The 22,801-nt window shown below is 69.8% G+C and carries 20 protein-coding genes; 14 read left to right on the top strand and 6 right to left on the bottom strand.

The window, feature by feature from the left end:
* Positions 1 to 38 precede the first annotated feature (38 nt).
* From ACWEOO_RS30325 to ACWEOO_RS30290, 8 genes are all read left to right on the top strand, one after another.
* Complete coding sequence (locus ACWEOO_RS30325; protein ID WP_452145948.1) at positions 39 to 1,406, top strand: ABC transporter substrate-binding protein; 1,368 nt, start codon at positions 39 to 41, stop codon at positions 1,404 to 1,406.
* Positions 1,403 to 2,338 carry a carbohydrate ABC transporter permease gene (locus ACWEOO_RS30320; RefSeq protein WP_452145947.1) on the top strand — a complete coding sequence of 312 codons (936 nt, stop codon included), beginning with the start codon at positions 1,403 to 1,405 and terminating at the stop codon, positions 2,336 to 2,338. Before ACWEOO_RS30325 ends, ACWEOO_RS30320 begins: the two co-directional genes overlap by 4 nt.
* Complete coding sequence (locus ACWEOO_RS30315) at positions 2,335 to 3,201, top strand: carbohydrate ABC transporter permease (RefSeq protein WP_363717847.1); 867 nt, start codon at positions 2,335 to 2,337, stop codon at positions 3,199 to 3,201. The genes ACWEOO_RS30320 and ACWEOO_RS30315 overlap by 4 nt, the downstream gene beginning before the upstream one ends.
* The gene (locus ACWEOO_RS30310; protein WP_452145946.1) at positions 3,198 to 5,495 is read left to right on the top strand and encodes a hypothetical protein; all 2,298 of its coding nucleotides are present in this window, start codon (positions 3,198 to 3,200) and stop codon (positions 5,493 to 5,495) included. The genes ACWEOO_RS30315 and ACWEOO_RS30310 overlap by 4 nt, the downstream gene beginning before the upstream one ends.
* Positions 5,492 to 7,768 carry a hypothetical protein gene (locus tag ACWEOO_RS30305; RefSeq protein WP_452145945.1) on the top strand — a complete coding sequence of 759 codons (2,277 nt, stop codon included), beginning with the start codon at positions 5,492 to 5,494 and terminating at the stop codon, positions 7,766 to 7,768. The genes ACWEOO_RS30310 and ACWEOO_RS30305 overlap by 4 nt, the downstream gene beginning before the upstream one ends.
* A complete protein-coding gene (locus ACWEOO_RS30300; protein WP_452145944.1) occupies positions 7,765 to 8,595 on the top strand; it encodes an NAD-dependent epimerase/dehydratase family protein in 831 nt (276 codons plus the stop codon). The genes ACWEOO_RS30305 and ACWEOO_RS30300 overlap by 4 nt, the downstream gene beginning before the upstream one ends.
* Before the next feature lie 46 nt (positions 8,596 to 8,641).
* Positions 8,642 to 10,081: a GuaB1 family IMP dehydrogenase-related protein gene (locus ACWEOO_RS30295; RefSeq protein ID WP_359926889.1), complete on the top strand. Its 1,440-nt coding sequence runs from the start codon at positions 8,642 to 8,644 to the stop codon at positions 10,079 to 10,081.
* Positions 10,082 to 10,454: 373 nt separating this feature from the next.
* Positions 10,455 to 11,438 carry a helix-turn-helix transcriptional regulator gene (locus tag ACWEOO_RS30290; protein ID WP_452145943.1) on the top strand — a complete coding sequence of 328 codons (984 nt, stop codon included), beginning with the start codon at positions 10,455 to 10,457 and terminating at the stop codon, positions 11,436 to 11,438.
* Here the strand turns inward: ACWEOO_RS30290 and proS are convergent.
* Positions 11,435 to 12,847, bottom strand: a complete 1,413-nt coding sequence (proS, locus tag ACWEOO_RS30285; protein WP_452145942.1) for a proline--tRNA ligase — start codon at positions 12,845 to 12,847, stop codon at positions 11,435 to 11,437. The genes ACWEOO_RS30290 and proS overlap by 4 nt on opposite strands.
* A 154-nt stretch (positions 12,848 to 13,001) precedes the next feature.
* Between proS and ACWEOO_RS30280 the strand changes: the two genes are divergently transcribed.
* Complete coding sequence (locus ACWEOO_RS30280; RefSeq protein WP_452145941.1) at positions 13,002 to 14,018, top strand: metallophosphoesterase; 1,017 nt, start codon at positions 13,002 to 13,004, stop codon at positions 14,016 to 14,018.
* A gap of 52 nt (positions 14,019 to 14,070) precedes the next feature.
* On the opposite strand, the gene ACWEOO_RS30275 is transcribed toward ACWEOO_RS30280, so the two are convergent.
* From ACWEOO_RS30275 to ACWEOO_RS30255, 5 genes are all read right to left on the bottom strand, one after another.
* Complete coding sequence (locus ACWEOO_RS30275) at positions 14,071 to 16,287, bottom strand: NADP-dependent isocitrate dehydrogenase (RefSeq protein ID WP_452145940.1); 2,217 nt, start codon at positions 16,285 to 16,287, stop codon at positions 14,071 to 14,073.
* Between the two features lie 51 nt (positions 16,288 to 16,338).
* Positions 16,339 to 17,001, bottom strand: a complete 663-nt coding sequence (locus ACWEOO_RS30270; protein WP_452145939.1) for a pentapeptide repeat-containing protein — start codon at positions 16,999 to 17,001, stop codon at positions 16,339 to 16,341.
* Positions 17,002 to 17,140: 139 nt separating this feature from the next.
* On the bottom strand, positions 17,141 to 17,974 hold the full coding sequence (locus ACWEOO_RS30265) for an ROK family protein (RefSeq protein WP_452145938.1): 834 nt from the start codon (positions 17,972 to 17,974) through the stop codon (positions 17,141 to 17,143).
* Positions 17,975 to 17,994: 20 nt separating this feature from the next.
* Entirely contained in the window at positions 17,995 to 18,765 is a 771-nt protein-coding gene (locus tag ACWEOO_RS30260; RefSeq protein ID WP_452145937.1) for a hypothetical protein, read from the bottom strand.
* Complete coding sequence (locus tag ACWEOO_RS30255; RefSeq protein WP_452145936.1) at positions 18,762 to 19,283, bottom strand: SigE family RNA polymerase sigma factor; 522 nt, start codon at positions 19,281 to 19,283, stop codon at positions 18,762 to 18,764. The genes ACWEOO_RS30260 and ACWEOO_RS30255 overlap by 4 nt, the downstream gene beginning before the upstream one ends.
* 140 nt (positions 19,284 to 19,423) lie before the next feature.
* Here ACWEOO_RS30255 and ACWEOO_RS30250 point away from each other — a divergent pair, with 140 nt between their 5' ends.
* From ACWEOO_RS30250 to ACWEOO_RS30230, 5 genes are read left to right on the top strand one after another with little or no spacing between them, the layout of a single operon-like run.
* Positions 19,424 to 19,942 carry a hypothetical protein gene (locus ACWEOO_RS30250; RefSeq protein WP_452145935.1) on the top strand — a complete coding sequence of 173 codons (519 nt, stop codon included), beginning with the start codon at positions 19,424 to 19,426 and terminating at the stop codon, positions 19,940 to 19,942.
* Positions 19,943 to 19,989: 47 nt separating this feature from the next.
* On the top strand, positions 19,990 to 20,694 hold the full coding sequence (locus ACWEOO_RS30245; protein WP_452145934.1) for a YcnI family copper-binding membrane protein: 705 nt from the start codon (positions 19,990 to 19,992) through the stop codon (positions 20,692 to 20,694).
* Positions 20,682 to 21,200 carry a copper resistance CopC family protein gene (locus ACWEOO_RS30240; protein WP_452145933.1) on the top strand — a complete coding sequence of 173 codons (519 nt, stop codon included), beginning with the start codon at positions 20,682 to 20,684 and terminating at the stop codon, positions 21,198 to 21,200. The genes ACWEOO_RS30245 and ACWEOO_RS30240 overlap by 13 nt, the downstream gene beginning before the upstream one ends.
* On the top strand, positions 21,200 to 22,195 hold the full coding sequence (locus ACWEOO_RS30235) for a copper resistance D family protein (RefSeq protein WP_452145932.1): 996 nt from the start codon (positions 21,200 to 21,202) through the stop codon (positions 22,193 to 22,195). Before ACWEOO_RS30240 ends, ACWEOO_RS30235 begins: the two co-directional genes overlap by 1 nt.
* Before the next feature lie 43 nt (positions 22,196 to 22,238).
* Positions 22,239 to 22,721, top strand: a complete 483-nt coding sequence (locus ACWEOO_RS30230; protein WP_452145931.1) for a MarR family winged helix-turn-helix transcriptional regulator — start codon at positions 22,239 to 22,241, stop codon at positions 22,719 to 22,721.
* The last annotated feature ends 80 nt before the right edge of the window (positions 22,722 to 22,801 follow it).

Raw genomic sequence — 22,801 nt, 5'->3', positions numbered from 1 at the left:
GTACCGATCCCTCCTGGAGACATTCAATGGCTACACCCATGCGTGTTCGTGCTGCCCTGGTGGCGGCCGCGACCGGGCTGGCACTGACCGGCTGTGCGGGACTCACCCCTGCCAAGGACGATGCCGGCACCGACGTCGTACTGCGGGTGCAGGGCATGCCGGCGCCGACCGACAGTGCCGCGCTGGCCCAGTTCAACCGGCTGGTGCAGGACTTCCAGGCGAAGAACCCCGGCATCACGATCGAAGGCAGCGAGAACCGCTGGGATCCGCTGACGTTCTCGGCCAAGCTGGCCGGCAAGACGATCGAGGACGTCATCCAGGTTCCGCTGACCGAGCCGCAGGGGCTGATCGCCCGCAAGCACGTCCAGCCGATCACCGAGCAGCTGAAGCAGTGGACGCACTACCAGGAGTTCAACCCGCAGGTCTTGCAGCCGCTGACTGACGGCGCCAAGCAGGTGTACGGCGTTCCGCAGGCGCCGTTCGCGCAGGGCCTCGTCTACAACCGGAAGCTGTTCACGCAGGCCGGTCTGGACCCGGACAAGCCGCCGGCGACCTGGGACGAGGTCCGCGCGGCCGCCAAGCAGATCAGCGCGAAGACCGGGAAGGCCGGGTTCGTCCACGAGTCCAAGGGCAACACCGGTGGCTGGCAGTTGACCATGCTGACCTACACCCACGGCGGCTCGATGGAGACCGAGCAGGACGGCAAGGTGGTTGCTGCCGTCAACGACCCGGCGACGAAGCAGTCGCTGGAGCTGCTCAAGGCGATGCGCTGGGCCGACAACTCGATGGGCCAGAACCAGCTGATGGACCAGGACGACGTGGTCAAGCAGTTCGCCGCCGGTCAGGTCGGCATGTTCATGGGGACGCCGGGCACGTACAAGCTGGCCAAGACGAAGTTCGGCATGAAGAGCACGGCCGACTACGGCATCACGTCGTTGCCGCAGGCCGGCGGGAACGCGACCCTTGGCGGCGCCGAGGTGTTCATGGTCCCGGCGTCGGTGCCGAAGGAGAAGGTCGACGCGGCCGTGAAGTGGCTGCTGTTCGCCCAGGCGGAGGCGCAGTACGAGCCGGCGGTCGCGGCCGAGCGCGCGAAGGAGCTGGCCAAGGATCCGAAGGCCGCGGTCGGCGTACCGACGCTGCCGATGTTCAGCACCGCGCAGCAGCAGAAGATCGACGCGGCGATCAAGCCGTACGTGAACGTGGAGCTCGAGCACTTCCGGCCCTGGCTGGAGGGTACGCCGAAGCTCACGCTGAAGCCCGAGCCGCCGCTCGCGGCGCAGAAGCTCTACACGATCCTCGACACCGTGGTGCAGTCCGTGCTCACCAAGAAGGACGCGAACGTGGACGCGCTGCTCACCAAGGCGCAGGCGGACGCCGACAAGATGCTCGCCGCGGAGCAGAAGTGACAACACTGCTGGAGCGCCCGGAGGTCACCAAAGCCGAACCTGTGGCGGTGGCCTCCCGGCGGCGGGCGGGACTGCGCCGGGAACTCCTCGGCCTGCTCTTCCTGGCGCCTGCTCTGCTGGTGTTCGGGCTGTTCTCGTGGTGGCCGATCGTGCGCGGTCTGCTGATCTCGTTCCAGGAGACGAATCTCGTCGACCCGGCGGTGTGGGTCGGACTGGGGAATTTCCAGGCGGTGCTGACCGATCCGCTGGTCGGGACGGCGATGACGAACACCCTGTTGTTCGTCGGCCTCGGGCTGGTGATCGGCTTCCCCGCGCCGATCGTGCTGGCAGCGGTGATGTCGACGGTACGGCGGTTCGCCGGTGTGTACCGCGTCGTCGTCTACCTGCCCGTCGTCGTACCGCCGGTGGTCGCGATCCTGCTCTGGAAGTGGTTCTACGACCCCGGCTCCGGTCTGTTCAACCAGCTGCTCGGCCTGGTCGGGCTCGGCCCGTACCCGTGGCTGCAGTCGCCGCACACCGCGATGCTGAGCCTGGTGCTCGAGGCGACGTGGGCTGGGATGGGCGGCGCCGCACTGATCTACCTGGCGGCAATGGCCGGCGTACCCGCGGAGCTCTACGAGGCGGCCGAGAGCGACGGAGCTGGGATCTGGCGGCGGATCTGGCACGTGCTGCTGCCGCAGCTGCGTCCGGTGATCGGGTTGCTGCTGCTGTTGCAGCTGATCGGCACGATCCAGGTGTTCACCGAGCCGTACATCTTCACGCAGGGCGGTCCGGACGACGCCACGCTGACCGTCCTGCTGCTGATTTTCCGGTATGCGTTCCAGGACGGCCGCTACGGGCAGGCCGCCGCGTTGTCCGTCCTGCTCGCGCTCGTTCTCGCTGTGCTGTCCGCGGTCTACCTCCGCCTGACCAGAAGCTGGAGCACCAAGTGAGCGAACCGATGACGACGTTCACGTCGAGCAACGACCTGCGCAGACCGGGTACGGCGTTCGCGCTCCGGGCGGTCCAGGTACTGACGCTGCTGGTCCTGGTGGCGATCGGGATCGGGCCGCTGTACTGGACCGTCAAGGGCGCGGTGTCGTCGCCGACCGAGATGGTGACGAACCCGCTGCGGCTGTGGCCGGCCGAGGCCGAGCTGGGCAACTTCGCCCGGGCCTTCACCGAGCTCCACGTCGGGCGCTACCTGGCCAACACGGTGACGGTGGTCATCGGCTCCTGGGCGGTGCAGTTGCTGGTGGCGATGACGGCGGGGTTCGCGTTCGCGGTGATCCGCCCGCGGATCGGCCGGTACGTGTACGGCGCGATTCTCGCCACCATGTTCGTGCCGTACACCGTCTCGCTGGTCAGCCTGTTCCTGACTGTGCTGGACGTCAACCTGCTCGACACCTACTGGGCGATCTGGCTGCCCGCGGGAGCGAACGCGTTCAACGTCCTGCTGGCGACCCGGTTCTTCGAGGCGCTGCCCCAGGAGCTGTACGACGCGGCGAAGGTCGACGGCGCGAGCACCTGGCAGCTGCTCACGAGGATCGTGCTGCCGATGAGCCGGCCGGTGATCGCGGTGATCAGCCTGCTCGCGATCATGCACTCCTGGAAGGAGTTCATCTGGCCGCTCGTGGTGATCTCCGACCCGCGGCTGCAACCGATCAGCGTCGCGCTGGCGAACCTGGTCGACTCGGCGCCGCTCGACGAGCTGATCGCGGCGATGGCGATGGCACTGGCGCCGCCCGTGCTGGTCTTCCTCGTGTTGCAGCGCTACGTGGTCGCCGGGCTCGGATTCACCGGGGTCAAAGGATGATCAGCCGGCGAGCAGTCCTCGGCGGCGCGGTGGCCGCGGCGGCCGCCGGGAGCGCCACGAGTCCGGCGTACGCGGCCGACGTGCAGATCACCGACACCGCGAACACGATCACGCTGATCGGGGCACCTGACACTGGTGAGGTCAGGGTGCTCGACGGCGGCGGGGTCCAGCGCTTCGCCCTCACGACGTTCGAATACGCGTACGGGACCGGCACGAGCAAGGTCGTCGTCCGGACCACCGGGATCACGAAGATCGAGGCGAACGGCGGGCAGCAGTTCACGGTCACGTACGGCGCGCCGGTCGGCCAGGTCGTCGGCACGTTCACGGTTGGTCTGCGGAAAGCACGGATCCGCTGGGACGTGACCGGCGTGACGGATCTGCGGACCGACAGTTTCCGCGTCGCGCGGGTCGTGTCGGGGACGGCGACCGAGCACTTCGACCCGGTCGTGTTGTGGAACCGGGACCGGGATCCGGGCACCGGCGCGCTGCGCGGCGGCATACCGTACGAGACGACCAACGGTGTCTGCTACTCCTACACCTGGGCCGACAACCGTGCCGTCATCCGTTTTCCGCAGAGCACGGTTGCCTTTAGCAACAACGGCTACCTGCACGCGGTCGGCGATGACAGCGGTTTCCTGGAGAGCACGATCGTGCTCGGCGCGATGCGGCCGCACTCGGCCGGGGTCATCGCGCGCGACGGCGATCTCGGTATCGACCTGTGGACCGCCCAGCCCTTCGGCCTCTGGAACACCGGCGGCGCCAGGACTGTCAGTTTCGAGGTGGTCAATGCGGCGCTGAACACCCGGACCGTGCGCGTCGACTGGGTCGCGCGGGACTGGAACGGCGGCTCGACCAGCGGTACGGCGAGTGCATCGGTCGGGCCGCGCGCGGTTTGGGACGGGAATTTCTCCGTCACCCTCGGCGCCCGCGACATCCGCTTCGTCGAGGCGGTCGTGTACGACGGCGCGACCGAGGCGGCGTTCGCTCGAACAACGCTTTCCGTGCTGTCCGCCTACACGTACGGCGACTCCGAGCAGAGCATGTTCGGGATGGGCAACTTCGCCTACCTGTCGGAGCCGTCGAGCACGGATGTCCTCGGGCTCATGAAGCTCCTCGGCATGCAGTGGATCCGGACGGCGTATCGCCAGTACAACGCGCTGCCGGCCTCGCCGGGCCCGACCGTGGACGCACTCGACCAGGCCGGTTTCCTGCACAACCTGCAGCTCGCCGGCACGCTGCCGTGGGGCGTGGACGGAGCGGCCTGGGCCGACGACATGGTCGGCCGGGCGACGTACTCCGGCGCCCGGTACTACGAATGCGCCAACGAGCTGAACCTGACCGCGTCGGACAAGACACCGGCCCAGTACGTGAGCGACGTCCTCGAACCGTTGCGCACGGCAATGACCGCCAAGGGCGCGACGTTCAAGGTGATGACCTGCGGCCTGGCCGGATACCCCGAGCAGTGGGTGCAGGACTTCGGCGCGGCCGGCGGCTGGGACCACGTCGACGTCCTGGCGTACCACCCAGGCCGCGGAAACTACACCGCCGACTACGAGCCCGCGGAACCGTGGACGAACGAGACCCGCTGGAACTTCCTCGGCACCCTGAAGAAGGCAACCACGGCGAAGGGCACCAAAGAGCTCTGGCTGACGGAGGCGTACGCCGGAACGCAGCCGAACCGCTGGTGGACCGACACCTACCGGAACGCCCCGGAAAACGTTCTGCTCCAGCTCGCGCTGGCCAAGGCGTACGGCGTCCGCTGCGTTACGTGGTACACGCTCAACGACTCGATCCAGCAGCAGCCGATGGAAGCCGATCCGGACAGCGGCGAGTACCACCACGGACTGCTGCACCGCGACCTCGGCGCGAAACCCTCGCTGCTCGCCTTCGCGACCGCCGCACGCTGGCTCGACCAGTCCACGTTCGCCGGCTGGGCCGACCTGGGCGATCCGGACCTGTTCGGGCTCGTGTTCAACACCCCGACGGGCAAGGTCAACCTGCTCTGGTCCCGCAAGGACGGCTACATCCTCAACAACGACCCGGCCCGCCGCAGTCAGGCGAGCTCTGCCTACTACCGCAGTCCCGAGGCCTGGGAAGACCTCTGGCCGACCAAGACGAACGTCACCGTCCCGACGCCGGCCGCGACCACGTCGGTCCGTGAGCTGAACTGCCTCGGGATGGACGTCGGCACGCACCAGGCAAGCAACTCCCAGGTGACCGTCACCCTCGACGGCGCACCGCGGATCTTCATCGGTCTCTCCCTGCCTCTCCAGACCACCGGAGGATTGTCATGAAACCCACCAGGCGGACGTTCGTCGCCGGATCGCTCGCAGCCGCGGGGGTGGCCGGCGGCCTGCTCCCCGCGGGCGTCGCCCGCGCCGCGACGGCGTACACGATCACCGCGGACGGCATCACCGTGTCCGCCGAGACCGACGGCACGATCGTCGTCGGCGACGGCACCGAGCGGATCCGGATCGCGCACTTCCAGGTCAAGGACACCGTGCTCGGCGGACAGCGCACGTTCGGCGGCAAGCCGTCGCTGGTCACGCTCCCGGACGGCCGCCAGGCGATCCGCGTCGACTACGTGATGGGCGCCGCCGCGAAGACGATCACGGTGACCGGTACCTTCGAGGTCACCGCCCGGCGCCTGCACATGCGCTGGGACGCGACCAGTTCGAACCAGATGTACCTGAACTCGCAGTTCACCCGCACCGTCGTCGGCCCGACCGCCGCGGAGTACTCGACCGCGGTCACCCGCTGGAACCGCGACGCCGGCGGCGGCGTGCCGTACGAGACCAACGACGGCATCCTCTACACCGAGACCTGGGCCGACACGAAGGCGTACTTCCGGCTTCAGTCGAGCCGCCCCGACTGGACGACAGCCTCCTGGATGCACATCGTCGGCACGTACGACGCGCTCGGCGTCCTGCGGCACGAGGCGGATCTCGTGTTCGGAAACCTCCGTGAAGTTTCCGCCAACGCGGCCGCCGTCGGCCGCCCGGTCGGCGTCGACGTGTGGACCGATCAGCCGTTCAACCTCTGGTACGAGACCGGCCACGCGATGCCGGTCAACGTCCAGGTCGTGGCCGGCAGCACTGTCACCGCGCCGGTGACGCTGAGCTGGTTCGCCCGCGACTTCGACGGTACGACGCTGACGAGCGGATCGACCGTGCTCACGCTGGCGCCCGGCCAGAGCGCCGACCACAAGATCGTCGTACCGGCGCTGCAGCAGCAAGGTGTCGCCTTCCTGGAGGTGCAGGCGGGCGAGGCGTTCGCGCGGACCACGCTTTCCGTGCTCCCGTCGTACGACTATCAGGGCGGCGGCATGTTCGGGATCGCGAACTATCCCTGGCTGCTCAAGCCGAGCAAGGCGGACGTGGCGACGCTGCTGCAGAAGATCGGCGTCGCGTCGGTCCGGATCGCCTACAACGGAGCGCCCGGGATCCCGCCGGCCGAACTGGAGGCGCTGGGCATCACGCCGAACATCCAGCACGGCGACGTGGTGTTCGACGCGACCCCGGAGCAGGCGAAGACCTGGGCCGCCGAGCTGGTCGACGTGGTCGTGGACGCCCGCGCCCGGTACTTCGAGGTCGACAACGAACGCAACCAGCCGTGGATGTCCGGCCTGTACGCCGACAAGTACATCCGCGACGGCCTGCGCCCGGTGGTCGAGCGGCTCGCCGAGGTCGGGTCCGACGTGAAGGTGATGAACAACGGCCTCGGCGGCATGGACGTGAACTGGGTCGACAGCTTCCACGCGCACGGCGGCTGGGACCTGATCGACGCGTTCGCGTTCCACCCGGGCCGTGGCAACTTCACGCCGGACTACGCGCCGACCCCGGAGGAGTGGGTCACCGGGTCCAACGGCAGCTACTGGAACTTCCTCGGCGGCGTCCGCGAGGCCAAGCGGCGGATCCGCGAGTACGGCGGCGGCAAGGAGCTGTGGCTGACCGAGGCGTACGCGTGCACCCGGCCGAACCAGTGGTGGAACGACACGATGCGCCAGGCGGCCGAGAACGTGCTGCTCACGATGGCGCTGGCAAAAGCCGAGGGCGTCGACGGCGTGAACTGGTACCAGCTGTACGACAGCACGATCCATCATCCGCAGGAGGCCGATCCGGCCAACCCGGAGTACCACCACGGGCTGATGAACCGGGACCTGTCGGCGAAGCCGTCGCTGCTGGCGTTCGCGACCGGCACCCGGGTGCTCGAGGAAGCCGAGTTCGTGCGCTGGCTGGATCTCTCGAAGGTCGAGCGGCATCTGCAGGGCCTGCTGTTCATGACGCCGGACGGGCCGCTGTCGGTGCTGTGGAGCCGCAAGGACGGGTACCTGCTGAACGTCGATCACACCGAGGGGCAGGCGTACTACCCGCACCCGGAGGTGTGGGAGGACGACTGGCCGACCAAGACGCACCTCACCGTCCGCGGCGGCGAACTGGTCGAGATCGACTGCATCGGTCGCCGCCGCACGCTCAGCGGATCGCGGATCAAGCTCACCCTCGACGGTGCACCGAAGCTGTACCGCGGGCTGTCCGCGCAGCCCGAGCAGCAGCTCCGGCCCGCGTGAACCGGGTCCTCGTCACCGGAGCCGGCGGCCGCATCGGGCGAGCCGTTGTGGACGCCTTGCTGGTACGCCGCGTCGCGGTCACCGCCCTGGTCCTGCCGGGGACGCCGTGCCAGGCGGATCGAGTGGTCGAGGGGTCCGTGTGCGACGTGGCCGCGGTGCGGGCCGCGATGGCCGGGGTGGACGGTGTCGTCCACCTCGCCGCGCGGCCGGCGCCGCACCGCGGGACGCCGTACGAGGTGTTCGGCGAGAACACGCTCGGCACGTTCACGGTGCTGGAGGAGGCCGGACGCGCCGGGGTCCGGAACGTGGTGGTCGCGAGCAGCCTGGCCGCGAACGGGCTGCCGTTCGCGGCCGGGCCGCTCAGCCCGGCGTACGTCCCGCTCGACGCGGCGGTGCCGAGCCAGGCCGAGGACCCGTACGCGTTGTCGAAACTCGCCGACGAGCAGACCGCCGCGATGATGGCGCGGCGGCACGGGACCACCGTGGTCGCGCTGCGGTACCCGTTCGTCGGCGGTTTCGCCGAACGCCTCGAGGAGCACGCCCGCAAGGTCGCCGCCGACCCGGCGCTCGGCGCCGCCGACCTGTGGTCGTACCTGGAGACCCGCGATGCCGCCCGCGCCGCCGTGCTGGCCTTGCGGGTCCAGGGCGGTTCGCACGTCTTCCACGTCGCGGCCCCGGACACGCTGGCGCCGTACCCGACCCTGGACCTGCTCCGCCGCTACCACCCGAGCACCGCGATCCGCGCCGACCTGCCCGGCCGCACCACCCCGCTCGATCTCGGCCCCGCGCGCGAGCTGCTCGGGTTCACCGCCGAACACACGGTGTAACGGCGCTACGCTGGTCGCGTTCGGACACGGGCGGAAGGGGTCTGACATGCGGTTTCACCATGATCGGGAGCCGGCGGGAGACCTCACTTTCAGTGACGTGTTCCTGGTGCCGAATCGGTCCGGCGTGGCGTCGCGACTGGACGTGGATCTCTCGACCAGCGACGGTACGGGAGCCTCGATTCCGGTCGTGGCGGCGAACATGACCGCGGTGTCGGGGCGGCGGATGGCCGAGACGATCGCGCGCTGCGGCGGCCTCGCGGTGATCCCGCAGGACATCCCGGTCGACGTGGTGTCCGAGGTCGTTGCCTGGATCAAGGAGCGGGACCCGGTCCACGACACCGCGCTGACGCTGCCGCCGACCGGGACCGTCGGCGAGGCGCTGAACCTGCTGCCCAAGCGCAACCACGGCGCGGTGATCGTGGTGGACCAGGGCCGGCCGGTCGGCGTGGTGACCGAGGCCGACTGCTCCGGGGCCGACCGGTTCACCCAGCTCGACGCGGTCATGTCGCGCGAGTTGCTGACGGTGCCCCAGGGGATCGATCCCGAGGCCGCGTTCGAGCTGCTGCACGACGGCCGCCATCGGCTCGCCCCGGTGGTCGATGCCGGCAACCGGATCGTCGGGATCCTCACCCGCCAGCGCGCGCTCCGGGCGACCCTGTACGACCCGGCGCTCGACGGCAACGGCAAGCTCCGGGTGGCCGCCGCGATCGGGATCAACGGCGACGCCGAACAGAAGGCGAAGGCGCTGCTCGAGGTCGGGATCGACGTCCTGGTCGTCGACACCGCCCACGGCCACCAGGAACGGATGCTCGAGGTGGTCGAACAGGTCCGTGCCCTCGGCCCGCGGGTGCCGATCGTGGCCGGGAACGTCGTCACCGCCGAAGGCGTCACCGACCTGGTGAACGCCGGCGCGGACATCGTGAAGGTCGGCGTCGGGCCCGGGGCGATGTGCACGACGCGGATGCAGACCGCGGTCGGTCGTCCGCAGTTCTCCGCGGTGCTGGAATGCGCGACCCGCGCGCGGGAGCTCGGTAAGCACGTTTGGGCGGACGGCGGCGTCCGGCATCCGCGCGACGTCGCGCTGGCGCTGGCCGCGGGCGCGTCGAGCGTGATGATCGGCTCCTGGTTCGCCGGCACCTACGAGTCGCCCGGCGACCCGCACCGCGACAGCCAGGGCCGGATCTACAAGGAGAGCTTCGGGATGGCGTCCGCCCGCGCCGTCCGCTCCCGGACCGCCGAGGACTCCGCGTTCCAGCGGGCCCGCAAGGCCATCTTCGAGGAAGGCATCTCGACCGCCCGGATGTACCTGGACCCGGAGCACCCGAGCGTCGAGGACCTGCTGGACTCGATCGTGTCCGGCATCCGCAGTTCGTGCACGTACGTCGGCGCTGCCACCCTGCCCGAGTTCCACGAACGCGCGGTGGTCGGGCTGCAGACGGCCGCCGGGTACGCCGAGGGCAAGCCGCTCGACACCAGCTGGCTGTGATCGTGGACAACGCCCTCATCCCCAGGATGAGATCGCGGGTCCGCCGGAATCATGCCCCGGGCGATGGTGACGGTCGGCCATCGGTGGCACCTTGTAGGCAACAGGGGGAGGAAGGGCACCGGAACCATCCGTCGGGGGGTCGGGGATCTCGCTGGGGGCAGCGGGTCCGATCGACGCGGGGGCTCAACAGTCACCGGTGTCCTGCTCGTGGTCGCGGGTGGTGGCAGAAGGTTCGACCGAGGCTTGGGAGGGCGACTCGGGGGCCTGCGCCCACCGCCCGCGACTGCTGTGCGGTGGACGGCCCTTGATCACGTGCGGGTGACGGCGCATAGTCGAGTGATCGATACCGCACGGGTTGTGGGGAGTCGCTGTCGTGGAGGGAGAAAGGGCCGTCCCGCTGCGGGTTGACGCGGAGACGGCGATCATCCTGCGCGAGGCGTATCACAAGATCGAGGCGCTGTTCAGATCCGACCACTACGGTCTGTACGACTACGTCCGGGTGGTGGCCGGGAAGGTCGCGCATGTCGACGCGTTCTTCGTCGGCTTCCTCCAGGGCAGCAACCGGGTCCGATACCCGTACGGGTACGACGACGGCGACTACGTCACCCCGGACACCCACATCTTCGGCCCGGACGGGCAGACGGCCTGGCTGCTCAAGCACCGGCACACCTACCGCTTCGCCTACGACGACGGTGCCGTGCTGCACGCCGGCATACCGGTCGGGGACCCGGCCCGGCGGTCACGGGACGCGGTCACGGTGCCGATCTTCCGGCCGGCCAAGGACGGGCCCGACCAGTTGTTCGGGCTGCTCTCGATTCAGAGCTACATCCCGAAGTCGTACGACGACAACGCGGTGCGGGCGTTCGAGTGGCTGTGCGAGGTGGTGGAGCGGGTGCTGACCCGGGAGGGCGAGGACCGGGAGGCGCTGCGCCGCCTGCCCGCGGGCGATGTCGGCCCGAACCTGCTGACGTCCGACCACGTCATGGAGTACCTGACGCACCGGGTCGCGTCGATCCGGGAGATCGCGACCGAGGCGCTGGACGAGCCGGATGTGGGGACACCGGTCCGCACCCATCTGGAGCGGATCGTGGACACCGCCGAGCACATCCAGTCCGAGCTGATCGAGATGCTGATGGAGACCGACGAGGGACCGGAACGCCGGTTCACCAGCCTCACGAAGGCGCAGCAGGGGGTCGCGCTGCTGCTGGCCGATGGGCTCGACAACGACCAGTTGGCCGCCGAGCTCGGTGTCAGTCTGAACACCGTCAAGACCCACCTCAGCGCGATCCTCCACAAGTACGGCTTCCGCGGCCGGTCCCAGGTGGCCGACGACGTCCGCAAGTACCTCGCCCGCTAGTACGAGCGTGCCACGTACGCGACCACACCGGGCTCGTCGTCGCTCAACGGCAGCGCGCCGTCGGCACGCTGCAGGCAACGGACCGTGACGCCGGACTCGGCCAGGCGGTCCTCGCCCTCCTCGCCGACCGCGTCGTACGGCAGGGTCGCCCAGCCGGACGCGGCCGCCTCGATCGCCTCGTCCACCGTCGACACGGCCGTGACGCGAGCAGCCCGGCGGGCGGTTGCCTCGGCCAGCAGGTGCGCCTGATCAGCCTCGAGCGCCGACACCACCGCCATCGCGAGCCCGGACAGCTCGACCGCCGTCTTGGCCGAGTCGCGCAGGCGCCGTACGACGGTTGCGGTGCCCGCGGCGAGATCGCGCGGGCCGAGCTCGATACGGACCGGGACGCCCTTCAGCTCCCAGTTCACCGCGCGTCGCCCGAACGGCTGGTCGGTGCGATCGTCCACGCCGACCCGCAAACCAGCCGCGCTCAGCTCGTCGGCGATCCGCCGGGCGGCGGCGGTCGACTCGTCCTTCACCGCGAGGACGACGACCTGCACCGGAGCGACCGCGGGCGGGACCCGGAGGCCGGCGTCGTCGCCGTGCACCATGATCAGTCCGCCGACCATGCGCGTCGTACTGCCCCAGGAGGTCGTCCAGGCGAGCTCACGCCGGCCTTCGCCGGACAGGTAGCCGATGTCGAAGGCGCGCGCGAAGTTCTGCCCGAGCTCGTGCGAGGTCGCCATCTGCAGCGCCTTGCCGTCGCCGGTCATCGCCTCGAGCGTCATCGTGTTGATCGCGCCCGCGAACCGCTCCCGCCGGGTCTTCCGGCCGGCGACGACCGGGATCGCCAGCACATTGACCATGACGTCGCGATAGACGTCGGACAGGATCCTGGTCGCGAAGGCACGCGCGTCCTCGGCTGAGACATGCGCGGTGTGGCCTTCCTGCCACAGGAACTCCGTCGTCCGCAGGAACAGCCGCGGGCGCAGCTCCCAACGGACCGCGTTGGCCCACTGGTTCAGCAGCAGGGGCAGGTCACGGTAGCTCTGCACCCACTTCGCCATGTACTCGCCGATCACGGTTTCCGACGTCGGCCGGATCACCGCGGGCTCCTCGAGCTGCTTGCCGCCGGCGTGCGTCACGACCGCGAGCTCGGGGCTGAAGCCCTCGACGTGCTCGGCCTCGCGCTGCAGATAGCTCTGCGGGATCAGCAGCGGGAAGTACGCGTTCTGCGCGCCGGTCGCCCTGATCCGGCGATTCATTGCCTCCTGCAACAGTTCCCAGATCCCGTACCCGTACGGTCGCACGACCATGGTCCCCCGGACCGGCCCGTTGTCGGCGAGCTCGGCCTTGGCGATCACGTCCTGGAACCATCGGGGGTAGTCCGTCTCCTGCGACGCGAGAACGGAACGGGAAGCTGTCATGCCGGCCAGTGTAGGAACCCGATCGTGGGCCCGGCCACGCATTTGTGCAGGCCGCTCAGCCGAAACTCAGTCGGTGGAATTCACATCGCGGTCCACGGTCGTTCATCGTCGGGCCGAAAAGTTGGCTCGTGTTCCCCGTGGACTTGGAGGAGTTGTGAGAGTACGTCGTACGCCTGTGATCTCCGTCTGCCTGGCGCTGATCGGGCTCGCGGTCGGCGGTCCCGCCGCCGCCGCTGCGGACAGCGGTCCGCAGACCTATACCTTCGCCGTGATCGGCGACATCCCCTACGGCCCGGCGCAGATCGCCCGCTTTCCGGCGGTCGTCGACCAGATCAACGCGGACAAGCCGGTGCAGCTGGTGACCCACCTCGGTGACATCAAGGACGGCTCCTCGGTCTGCAGCGACGAGTACTTCGCGCAGGTGAAGACCCAGTTCGACCGCTTCGCGGATCCGCTCGTCTACACCGTCGGCGACAACGAGTGGACCGACTGCCACCGCGTCAACAACGGCGGTTACAACCCGTTGGAGCGCCTGGCCAGGATTCGCAAGGTGTTCTTCCCCGAGCCGGGCCGCACGCTCGGGCGGCACTCGGTCAAGGTCGAGAGCCAGGTCGCGCAGGGCATTCCGGAAGACGTCCGGTTCACCCGGGGCGACGTGGCGTTCGCCGCCCTGCACATCGTTGGCAGCAACAACAGTATGGCGCCGTGGACCGGCCGGACGGCGCCGACGCCGGAGCAGACCGCCGAGGTGCTGAACCGGACGGCGGCGGTCATGCAGAGCATCCGCGACACGTTCGCCCAGGCGCGCGACGAGCACAACAAGGCCGTCGTCCTGCTCACCCAGGCCGACATGTTCGACCCGACGGTGACGTCGCCGTCGTTCGCGGACTACTACGCGTTCCAGCCGATCGTGCAGGAGATCGCCCGGGAGGCGGCGAACTTCCGCGGCCCGGTGTACCTGTTCAACGGTGACAGCCACGTCTACAACAGCGACAAGCCGCTCGCGGCCACGTCGGCGTGGACGAAGTTCTACGGTGTGACCGCGCCGGTGGACAACCTGTCCCGGATCACCGTTGACGGCTCGACCGGCGACAACGACTACCTCCGCGTCACGATCGACTCCCGTAACCCCGCGGTCCTGAGCTGGACCCGCGTCCCGTTCACCTCCTGAACAAGGCAAAGACGCCCGGTGAGCAGGTCGCCGGGCGTCTTTGCGTACTACGTCACAGCGAGGCGAGCGCGTCGTTCCAGGTCTTGGAGGGGCGCATGACGGCGGCGGCCTTCGCCGGGTCGGGCTGGTAGTAGCCGCCGAGGTCGACGGGGGTGCCCTGGACCGCGAGGAGCTCGTCGACGATGGTCTGCTCGTTCGCCGCGAGCGTCTCGGCGAGCGGGGCGAACGCCTTTGCCAGGTCGGCGTCGTCGGTCTGCTGCGCCAGCTCCTGCGCCCAGTACAGCGACAGGTAGAAGTGGCTGCCGCGGTTGTCGATCCCGCCGACGCGACGGGTCGGGGACTTGTCCTCGTTCAGGAACGTGGCGGTCGCCCGGTCGAGCGTGTCGGCCAGGATCTGCGCCCGGGCGTTGCCGGTCGCCTGCGCCAGGTGCTCGAAGCTCGCGGCCAGCGCGAAGAACTCGCCCAGGCTGTCCCAACGCAGGTAGTTCTCCTTGACCAGTTGCTGCACGTGCTTCGGGGCCGAGCCGCCCGCGCCGGTCTCGAACAGACCGCCACCGGCCATCAGCGGAACGACGGACAGCATCTTCGCGCTGGTGCCGAGCTCGAGGATCGGGAACAGGTCGGTCAGGTAGTCACGCAGCACGTTGCCGGTCACCGAGATGGTGTTCTCGCCGCGGCGGATCCGCTCCAGCGAGAACGTGATCGCGTCCACCGGCGCCAGGATGCGGATGTCCAGGCCCTCGGTGTCGTGGTCGAACAGGTACTTCTGCACCTTGGTGATCAGATTGGCGTCGTGCGCGCGGGTCTCGTCCAGCCAGAACACCGCCGGGTCGCCGGTCGCCCGGGCCCGGTTGACGGCCAGCTTCACCCAGTCCTGGATCGGGGCGTCCTTGGTCTGGCACGCGCGGAAGATGTCGCCCGCGGAGACGGCCTGCTCCAGGACGACGGTGCCCGCGGTGTCGACCAGGCGGACGCTGCCGGTGGTCTGGATCTCGAAGGTCTTGTCGTGCGAGCCGTACTCCTCGGCCTTCTGCGCCATCAGGCCGACGTTCGGCACCGAGCCCATGGTGGCCGGGTCGAAGGCGCCGTTGGCGCGGCAGTCGTCGAGGACCGCCTGGTAGATGCCCGAGTAGCTGTGGTCCGGCAGGACCGCGAGGGTGTCGTGCTCCGCGCCGTCCGGGCCCCACATGTGGCCCGACGTCCGGATCATCGCCGGCATCGACGCATCCACGATCACGTCCGACGGGACGTGCAGGTTGGTGATGCCCTTGTCGGAGTCGACCATCGCCAGCTTCGGGCCGGCCGCGAGCTCGGCGTCGAAGGAGGCCTTGATCGCCGGCCCCTCGGGCAGCGACGCGATGCCGTGCAGGATGCCGCCGAGGCCGTCGTTCGGCGTCAGGCCGGCCTTGGCGAGCACATCGCCGTACTGCGCGAACGTCTCCGGGAAGAACGCCCGGACCACGTGGCCGAAGACGATCGGGTCGGACACCTTCATCATCGTGGCCTTGAGGTGGATCGAGAACAGCACGTCCTCGGCCTTCGCCCGGGCGACCTGCGCGGTGAGGAACTCGCGCAGCGCCGCCACGTGCAGGACGGACGCGTCGACGACCTCACCGGCGAGCACCGGGACGGACTCGCGCAGAATCGTCGTGGTGCCGTCGTCGCCGACCAGCTCGATCCGCAGCGATCCCTCGGCCTCGATCACCGCGGACTTCTCGGTGGCCCGGAAGTCGTCGGTGTCCATCGTCGCGACGTTGGTCTTCGACTCGGCGCTCCACGCGCCCATCCGGTGCGGGTGGGTCTTGGCGTAGTTCTTCACCGAGGCGGGGGCGCGGCGGTCGGAGTTGCCCTCGCGCAGCACCGGGTTCACCGCGGAGCCCTTGACCTTGTCGTAGCGGGCCTGGATCTCCCGCTCCTCGTCGGTCTTCGGCTCGTCCGGGTACTCCGGCAGCGCGTAGCCCTGGGACTGCAGCTCGGCGATCGCGGCCTTCAGCTGCGGGATCGAGGCCGAGACGTTCGGCAGCTTGATGATGTTCGCGGCCGGCGTCTTGGCCAGCTCGCCGAGCTCGCCGAGCGCGTCCGCGATCCGCTGGTCGTCCTGGAGGTACTCCGGGAACACCGCCAGGATCCGGCCGGCCAGTGAGATGTCCCGGGTCTCCACGCCGACACCGGCCTGGCCGGCGTACGCCTGGACGACAGGGAGGAACGAGTACGTGGCGAGCGCCGGAGCCTCGTCGGTGTGGGTGTAGATGATCGTCGAGTCAGTCACGGGCCCACCTTATCCGGCGCAGGTCGGACTCCTACGTGGGCCGGATCACGCTCAGGACAGGTCGTCCGGGTGCGCCAACGTGATCCCGGCGGCGACGGTGACGGCGCTCGTGAAGGCCAGCGTGTCGATCGGGGACGCCGCCGCCACGGTCGCCCCGGCCAGCGAGGCGAGGCCCTTTGCGTCGTCCCAGGTGCAGTCGACGAACACCGCTTTGGCCGCCTTGACCTGGGAGAACTCCACACCGGACAGGTCACAGCCCCGGAACACGGCGCCGGTCAGGTCGGCGGACACGAAATCGGCGCTCTGCAGCCGGCAGTCGGTGAGCTCGACCTTGACGAACTTCGCGAACCGGAACGACGCGAAGTCCAGCACGGTGTCGCGGATCGTCACGTGCTGCAGCACCGCGCCCGGGCCGGCGAACCCGATCATCCGGGCGCCGGCGATCGCGACCCGGGTCAGCGCCGCATCGGACCAGCGGGAGTTCGCCAGGTCGCACTGGGTGAGCTCGGTGTCGACCAGGATCAGCTTCTCCAGATCCGAACCGGCCAACTTGCTCCGGGTGAAGCGGCAGCCGCTGATCTCGAGGTGCTCGGCCTCCAGATCGCTCAGGTCCACATCCTCCAGCCCGAGATCGAGCAGTCGCTCCTCGTCCTCGATGGTCTCGGGCAGGCCGGACTCGAGCTGGGCCCGGAAGCGGGGCGCGGCGATCTTCACGGTCCCGACCGTAGCGGGGGTTACCGACAGGTGGCGGACCTGCGCCACTCAGCAAGCGCCGGGGACGCGGCCTGGCTCACGCTTAGGCGGCGTCGTGGAGAGGCCGCTAGCCAAGGTTGGTGAGTGGCGCAGGTCCGCCTCAGGCGCGGAGGTAGTGGGCGGCGGCGCCGATCAGCGCGGAGTGTTCGGTGTCCTTGGTCGCCGAGGCCGGGAAGTCGAGAGCCGATGTCACCAGGTCGAAGGCGCCCGAGATCGAGCCGCCCAGGACTGTGTGAGTTACCCCGAAACGCTCCAGCCAGGGCCTCAGCGCGTCCGCGAGGTCGGTGAACGCGGCGCGCAGGACGGCGAGAGCGGCGGAGTCGCCGGCGCGGGCCAGGTCGGCGATCTCCTTGACGCCCGGGGCCTCGCTGCCGGTGCTCTCGGCGTAGCGGCGCAGGATGGCACGGGCGGAGATCGAGTCCTCCAGCGGTTTCCCGGCGTACGACGTCTTGTACAGCTCACCGCCCGGCGGGACCGTGCCGCCCTCGCGGACCACCTGGCCGTCGGCGAGGAACGCCGTACCGATGCCGGTGCCGATCGTGACGCCGACGCAGCGGGCGGCGCCGCGGACCTCGCCCGCGGTCCACTCGCCGACCGCGAACGCCTCCGCGTCGTTCATGAACAGCAGCCGGTCGATCCCCAGCTCCTTGCTCAGGGCAGCGCCGAGGTTGAACCCGTACAGCCGGTCGAACTTGCCCTGCCCGCGGTACCACGCGACGCCGGTGGCGAAGTCGAACGGGCCGGGCAGCGCGATCGCCAGACCGTTTGCCAGCGGCAACTTCCGGGCCGTGTCCGCGAGCTGCGCGACCACTGCCTCGGCGGCCGCCCGGGAGTCGAGCTCGGCCCGGTCCACCTCGGTCACGTCCCACGTTCCGGGCGCCACCACGGCCGCCGTGACGTGGCTTCCCCCGATCTCCAGCACAGCTACGTCCATCCGCACATCATCGCAGCAGGTCAGTACTCCGCCCGGAACACCTGCTTCCCGGCGCCGTCGTACATGCTGATGTAGATCGGGTCGGCGTTGCCGTTCCTGATGTCGGCGGTGTACACGCGGTGCACCCAGTACCCGTCCTTCATCGCGGCGTCCGCGTGCTGTCCGAGGCCGGCGAACGCGATCCGGGTGACTCCCTCCGGCACCCGGCCCGCGTAGCTGTAGACGACGCCCATACAGGCCGCGAAATCGGGCCGCTCGACCTTCGCCGGACCGCACGCCTGGCTCCAGTACCGCTGGATCTGGTAGGCGCGGGTGATGATGCCGGTGTTGAGCAGGGTCGCCCCGAAGCCGCCCAACTGGTGGCCGCGGATCGGTACGCCGGCCACGCAGTAGGCGTATTGCGATCCGTCGGGCGACCGGCGGACCGTGATCGTGCCGTCGGCATCGCTCGCCTCCACGACCTTGTCGGTCCACCCGCTGCTGACCTGCCGGCGCCAGGCGTCGTCGTTCGCGGTCCGGAAGAAGTCGTCGGACTTCGCGCACAGATCGGTGACGGCGGCGGGAGCGGGCTCGCTGGGCGTCGTCGCCGGCTGCGGCTGCGCGGTGATCCGGCCGACCAGTACCGCGGCGACCACGGCAGTCGCCGCGGTGACGGCCGTCGCAGCGGTCAGCGTCGCGCGACGGACCCGGGTCCGGTGCCGGCCGGCGGCGACCAGTTCGGCGACGTCCGGCGCGAACGACGTACCGCGCTCGGTGGCCCGGTCCAGCAGGGTCTTCAGGTCGTTCGTCATCTCGTCCCCACAACCTCGGAGAGCTCGGCCAAGGACGGGTGTTCGCGCAGTTTGTCCAGAGCGCGCAGCGTTTGGCTCTTCACGGTTCCGGGGCGGCAGTCGAGCGCGATGGCGGTCTCCTCGACGGACAGCTCGTCGAAGTACCGCAGGACGACGCAGGCGCGCTGGCGGGGCGGCAGTTCGGCGAGGGCCTTGGTGATCACCAGCCGGTTCTCGACGACGCCCAGCGCGTCGGCGTCGGCCTCGTTGGCGAAGTACCCGTCGCCGCCGACGACCTCCTGGCTGGACTTGCGGCGGAGCCCGTCGAGAGTGGTGGAGACGACCACCTTCCGCGCGTACGCACCGATCGCGCCCTTGCGCTGGATGCGGCCCCAGATGCGGTACAGCCGGATCAGTGCCTCCTGGGTCGCGTCCTCGGCCCGGCGCCAGTCCCCGCACAGAAGGTAAGCGGTCCGGCACAGAGAGTTGGCGTGATGGGTCACGAACTCGACATAGTCCTGCTCCGTCTCCGGTCTCACCCGCGACCCTCCCCAGTCATGCCGGGTCAAACGTGGTGGGGTACACGTTCGGTTGCACGACGACGGCACTCTTTTCAGTGCTTGAGCACTGAGGGAACGCCCGCGCGCTCCCGACCGTACAGTGACTGCGAGGGGATGAGATGCCGACCGAGAGCAGGACGACGTCCGTGGTCGCGGCGCTGAGCGTCGCGGTGGCGGTGGTCGGTCATGCCCTGGTCGGGGGCGGCGGCGTGCCGCTGGGCGTCGTGCCTCCGTTGGCCGCGCTGGCCGGTGTCTGCTGGCTGCTGGGTGAGTATCTGGCAGGCGAGCGGTTGCTGACCGGCCTCGTGCTCGCCGGTGTGCAGCTGTTCGTCCACGTCACGCTGGACTCGGTGACCATGCACCACGGCATGTCTCTCGCGACCAGCGTGCTGATGACCGCGGCGCATCTCACCGCGCTGCTGGCGGGCGTTCTCGCGATCGGCCGGGCGCACAGCTGGCTCCATCGGGTACGGCGGGTCTTCGCGCGCCTGCTGCCCGAACTGCCGGTGCTCCGCCCGGTACGGCGGATCGCGGCGGAACACGTTTTCTTCGTGGCCTGGACACCGAGCGGGGCCCCGCTCGGCACGAGTCTGTCCGGGCGCGGGCCTCCCGGCGTACGAGGAATCGCAGCTGCCTGAACCGGCCGACCGTGCCGGACTACTCGTATGCCCCGAAAGGTTCTCTCATGCCCAGGAGATTCGCCGTGCGTGCCGCCGCGATCGGCGCGGCGTCCGCACTCGTCGTGATCGGCGCCGCGAGCTCGGCGTCGGCCCACGTCTCGGTGTCGTCGCCGGACGCCAAGCCCGGCGGGTACGCCAAGCTCGTGTTCCGCGTGCCGACCGAGTCCGACGACACCAGCACCACGAAACTCGTCGTCTCACTGCCCACGGACCATCCGTTCGCGCACGTCGGTGCGCAGGTGAAGGACGGGTGGAAGGTGGACAAGCAGGAGACGAAACTGCCCGCCGCGGTGAAGGTCGGGGACGTCACGCTGACCAAGGCGATCACCACGGTCACCTGGACCGCGACCGCGGGCGGGATCCCGGCGAACGACTTCGACGAGTTCGCGTTGTCGGTCGGCAAGCTGCCCGAAGGGGTGGACTCGCTGAGCTTCCCGGCGGAGCAGACGTACAGCGACGGTGAGGTGGTGAAGTGGGCCGACGTCGCGAAGGACGGCGCCGACGAGCCGGAGCACCCGGCGCCGGCGCTGAAGCTGGCCGCGGCGGTCACGCCGGTCGCGGCGACGACGTCGACCGATTCCGCCGACACTGTCGCGCGCTGGCTGGGCGTCGGCGGACTGGTGGTCGGGCTGCTCGGTCTCGCCTTCGGACTCCGGTCCCGCCGGCCCGTGGCGGTCGCAGGGGAGAAGCAGCAGCCGTGCGCCGACTGATCGCAGTACTGGTCGCGTCGCTGGTCGCGTCGCTGGTAGCGCTGGTGATCTCCACCGGCGTGGCGGCGGCGCACGCCAAGCTCGAGTCGATGACGCCGACCGACGGTTCGTCGATGGCCGCGCCGCCGACGAAGGTGGTGCTGACCTTCAGCGAACCGGTCGGCGCCACCGGGACGCAGGTCCAGGTGAAGTCGCCCGGCGGCACGAACGTCGCGACCGGCGACGTCCAGGTCGTCGACAACACGGTCACGCAACCGGTGGGCGCGATGATCGAGGCCGGTAAGTACACGGTCGAGGCGCGCGTGGTCTCGGCCGACGGTCACCCGATCACGGTCGCCGGGGCCTTCACGGTCACGCACGCCGGTCACCCGGCGACCCAGCCGGCCGGGGCCCCGCCCCAGGCCGAGGGGAATTCCAGTGTCGTGACGATCGTCGCCATGTGCCTGGTGATGCTCGTCGTCGTGGCGCTGGCCGTCGTCATCGTCCGCCGCCGCCCGGCCGCCTGATGGAGGTCAGGCGTCCCCGGCTGCTCGTCCTGGCGATGGTTGCCGCAGGCATCGGTGTGATGCTGGTCGCGCTGCTCGCCGCCGGCGGTGCCCCGGGGAAGCCGGCCGACGGGCTGCTCGGCGCCTCGCTCGGTGTGTCCTGGGCGGTTCCGGTCCTGCGGTTTCTCGCGGACGCGGCCGCGGTGGCGACCGGCGGGGCCGTGGTGGCGGTGATCCTCTTCCTGCCGGCGAAGGACGGGAAGCTCGGCGCCAAGGCGATCCGCGCCTGTCAGGACGCCGCGCTGGCCGCCGGGATCTGGGCGGTCGCGAGCATCGGCGGCCTGGTCGCGACCGCGACGGTGATTCTCGGCATCCCGCTGTCCCACCTCGCCGAGCACGCCGAACCGGCCGGCCGGCTGAGCCAGGTCCGCGCACTCGCGGTCGCCGTCGTGCTCACCGCCGTACTCGCCGTCGTCCTCAGCGGCACCAAGACGCTCCGCACCGCGCGGCTGGCCGCCGTACTCACGATCGCGGCTCTGACCGGCCCCTTGCTCACCGGCCACGGCGCGCTCGACCGCACCGACCTGTGGTCCGTCCTCGCGACAACCTCGCTCGTCGTCCACGTCGTCGCCGCGACCGCATGGATCGGCGGTCTTGCTGCGGTGCTGCGCTACACCCGCTCGCGTGAGGCCGTCGAGATCTTCAGCACGCTCGCCCTCGTATGCGCGGTGACGATGGGCATCACCGGACTGCTCACCGCCGAGATCCACCTCGACGGACGGCAGAGCGGCTGGGGCCTGGTCACGCAGTGGGTGACGACCGGGTACGGCGCGCTGGTGTTCTCGAAGGCCGTCGCGTTCGCGATCCTGGTGACGATCGGCTGGTGGCACCGCCGTACGACGCTGCCCGAGCTCACCGCCGGCAACTCCGCCGCGTTCCGCCGGCTGGCCGCGGTCGAGCTCCTCGTCATGGCCGGCACGGTCGGCCTGGCCGTTGCCCTGTCGCGCACTCCCTAGCGCGAGTCGATGACATGTCAACTTTTGTCCGTACAATGGGCAGATGGTGGAACCGCGGTGGCTCGGCGAGCAGGAGGCCGCACTCTGGCAGTCGTACCGCGACACGCATCGTGAACTGATGCGTGCCCTCGAGGCGCGGATGATCACGAACTCGGGACTGTCCGGCGCCGACTACGCCCTGCTGCACCCGCTGTCCGAGGCCGAGGACGGCGTGCTGCGCACCCGCGACCTGGGCCGGTCCGTCGGCTGGGAACGCAGCCGCCTGTCGCACCAGGTCAGCCGGATGGAGAAGCGCGGCCTGGTCTGCCGTGAGGAGTGCACCTCCGACGCCCGCGGGTCGATGGTCCGCCTCACCCCGCTCGGCCGCAAGGCGATCGATTCCGCCGCGCCTGACCACGTCGCCGCCGTTCGCACGTACTTCTTCGACCACCTCACCGCTCAGGAACAGACCCAGCTCGCCACCCTCCTGGACCGCGTCGCCGCCGGCATCCCCCGGACCTGCGTCACCCCGGACTGCGACGAGTAGGCGGGACCGAAGGACAGGACGTAGTGCCCTTTGCCGGCCGTCTGGCTCGGCGGCTGAGCGCGCGCGTGCACCGGTCGGGC

The sequence above is a fragment of the Kribbella sp. NPDC004138 genome (assembly GCF_053603655.1).
The sequence above is the reverse complement of the archived record's forward strand: the minus strand, read 5'-3'. Positions and strand labels throughout refer to the sequence as shown.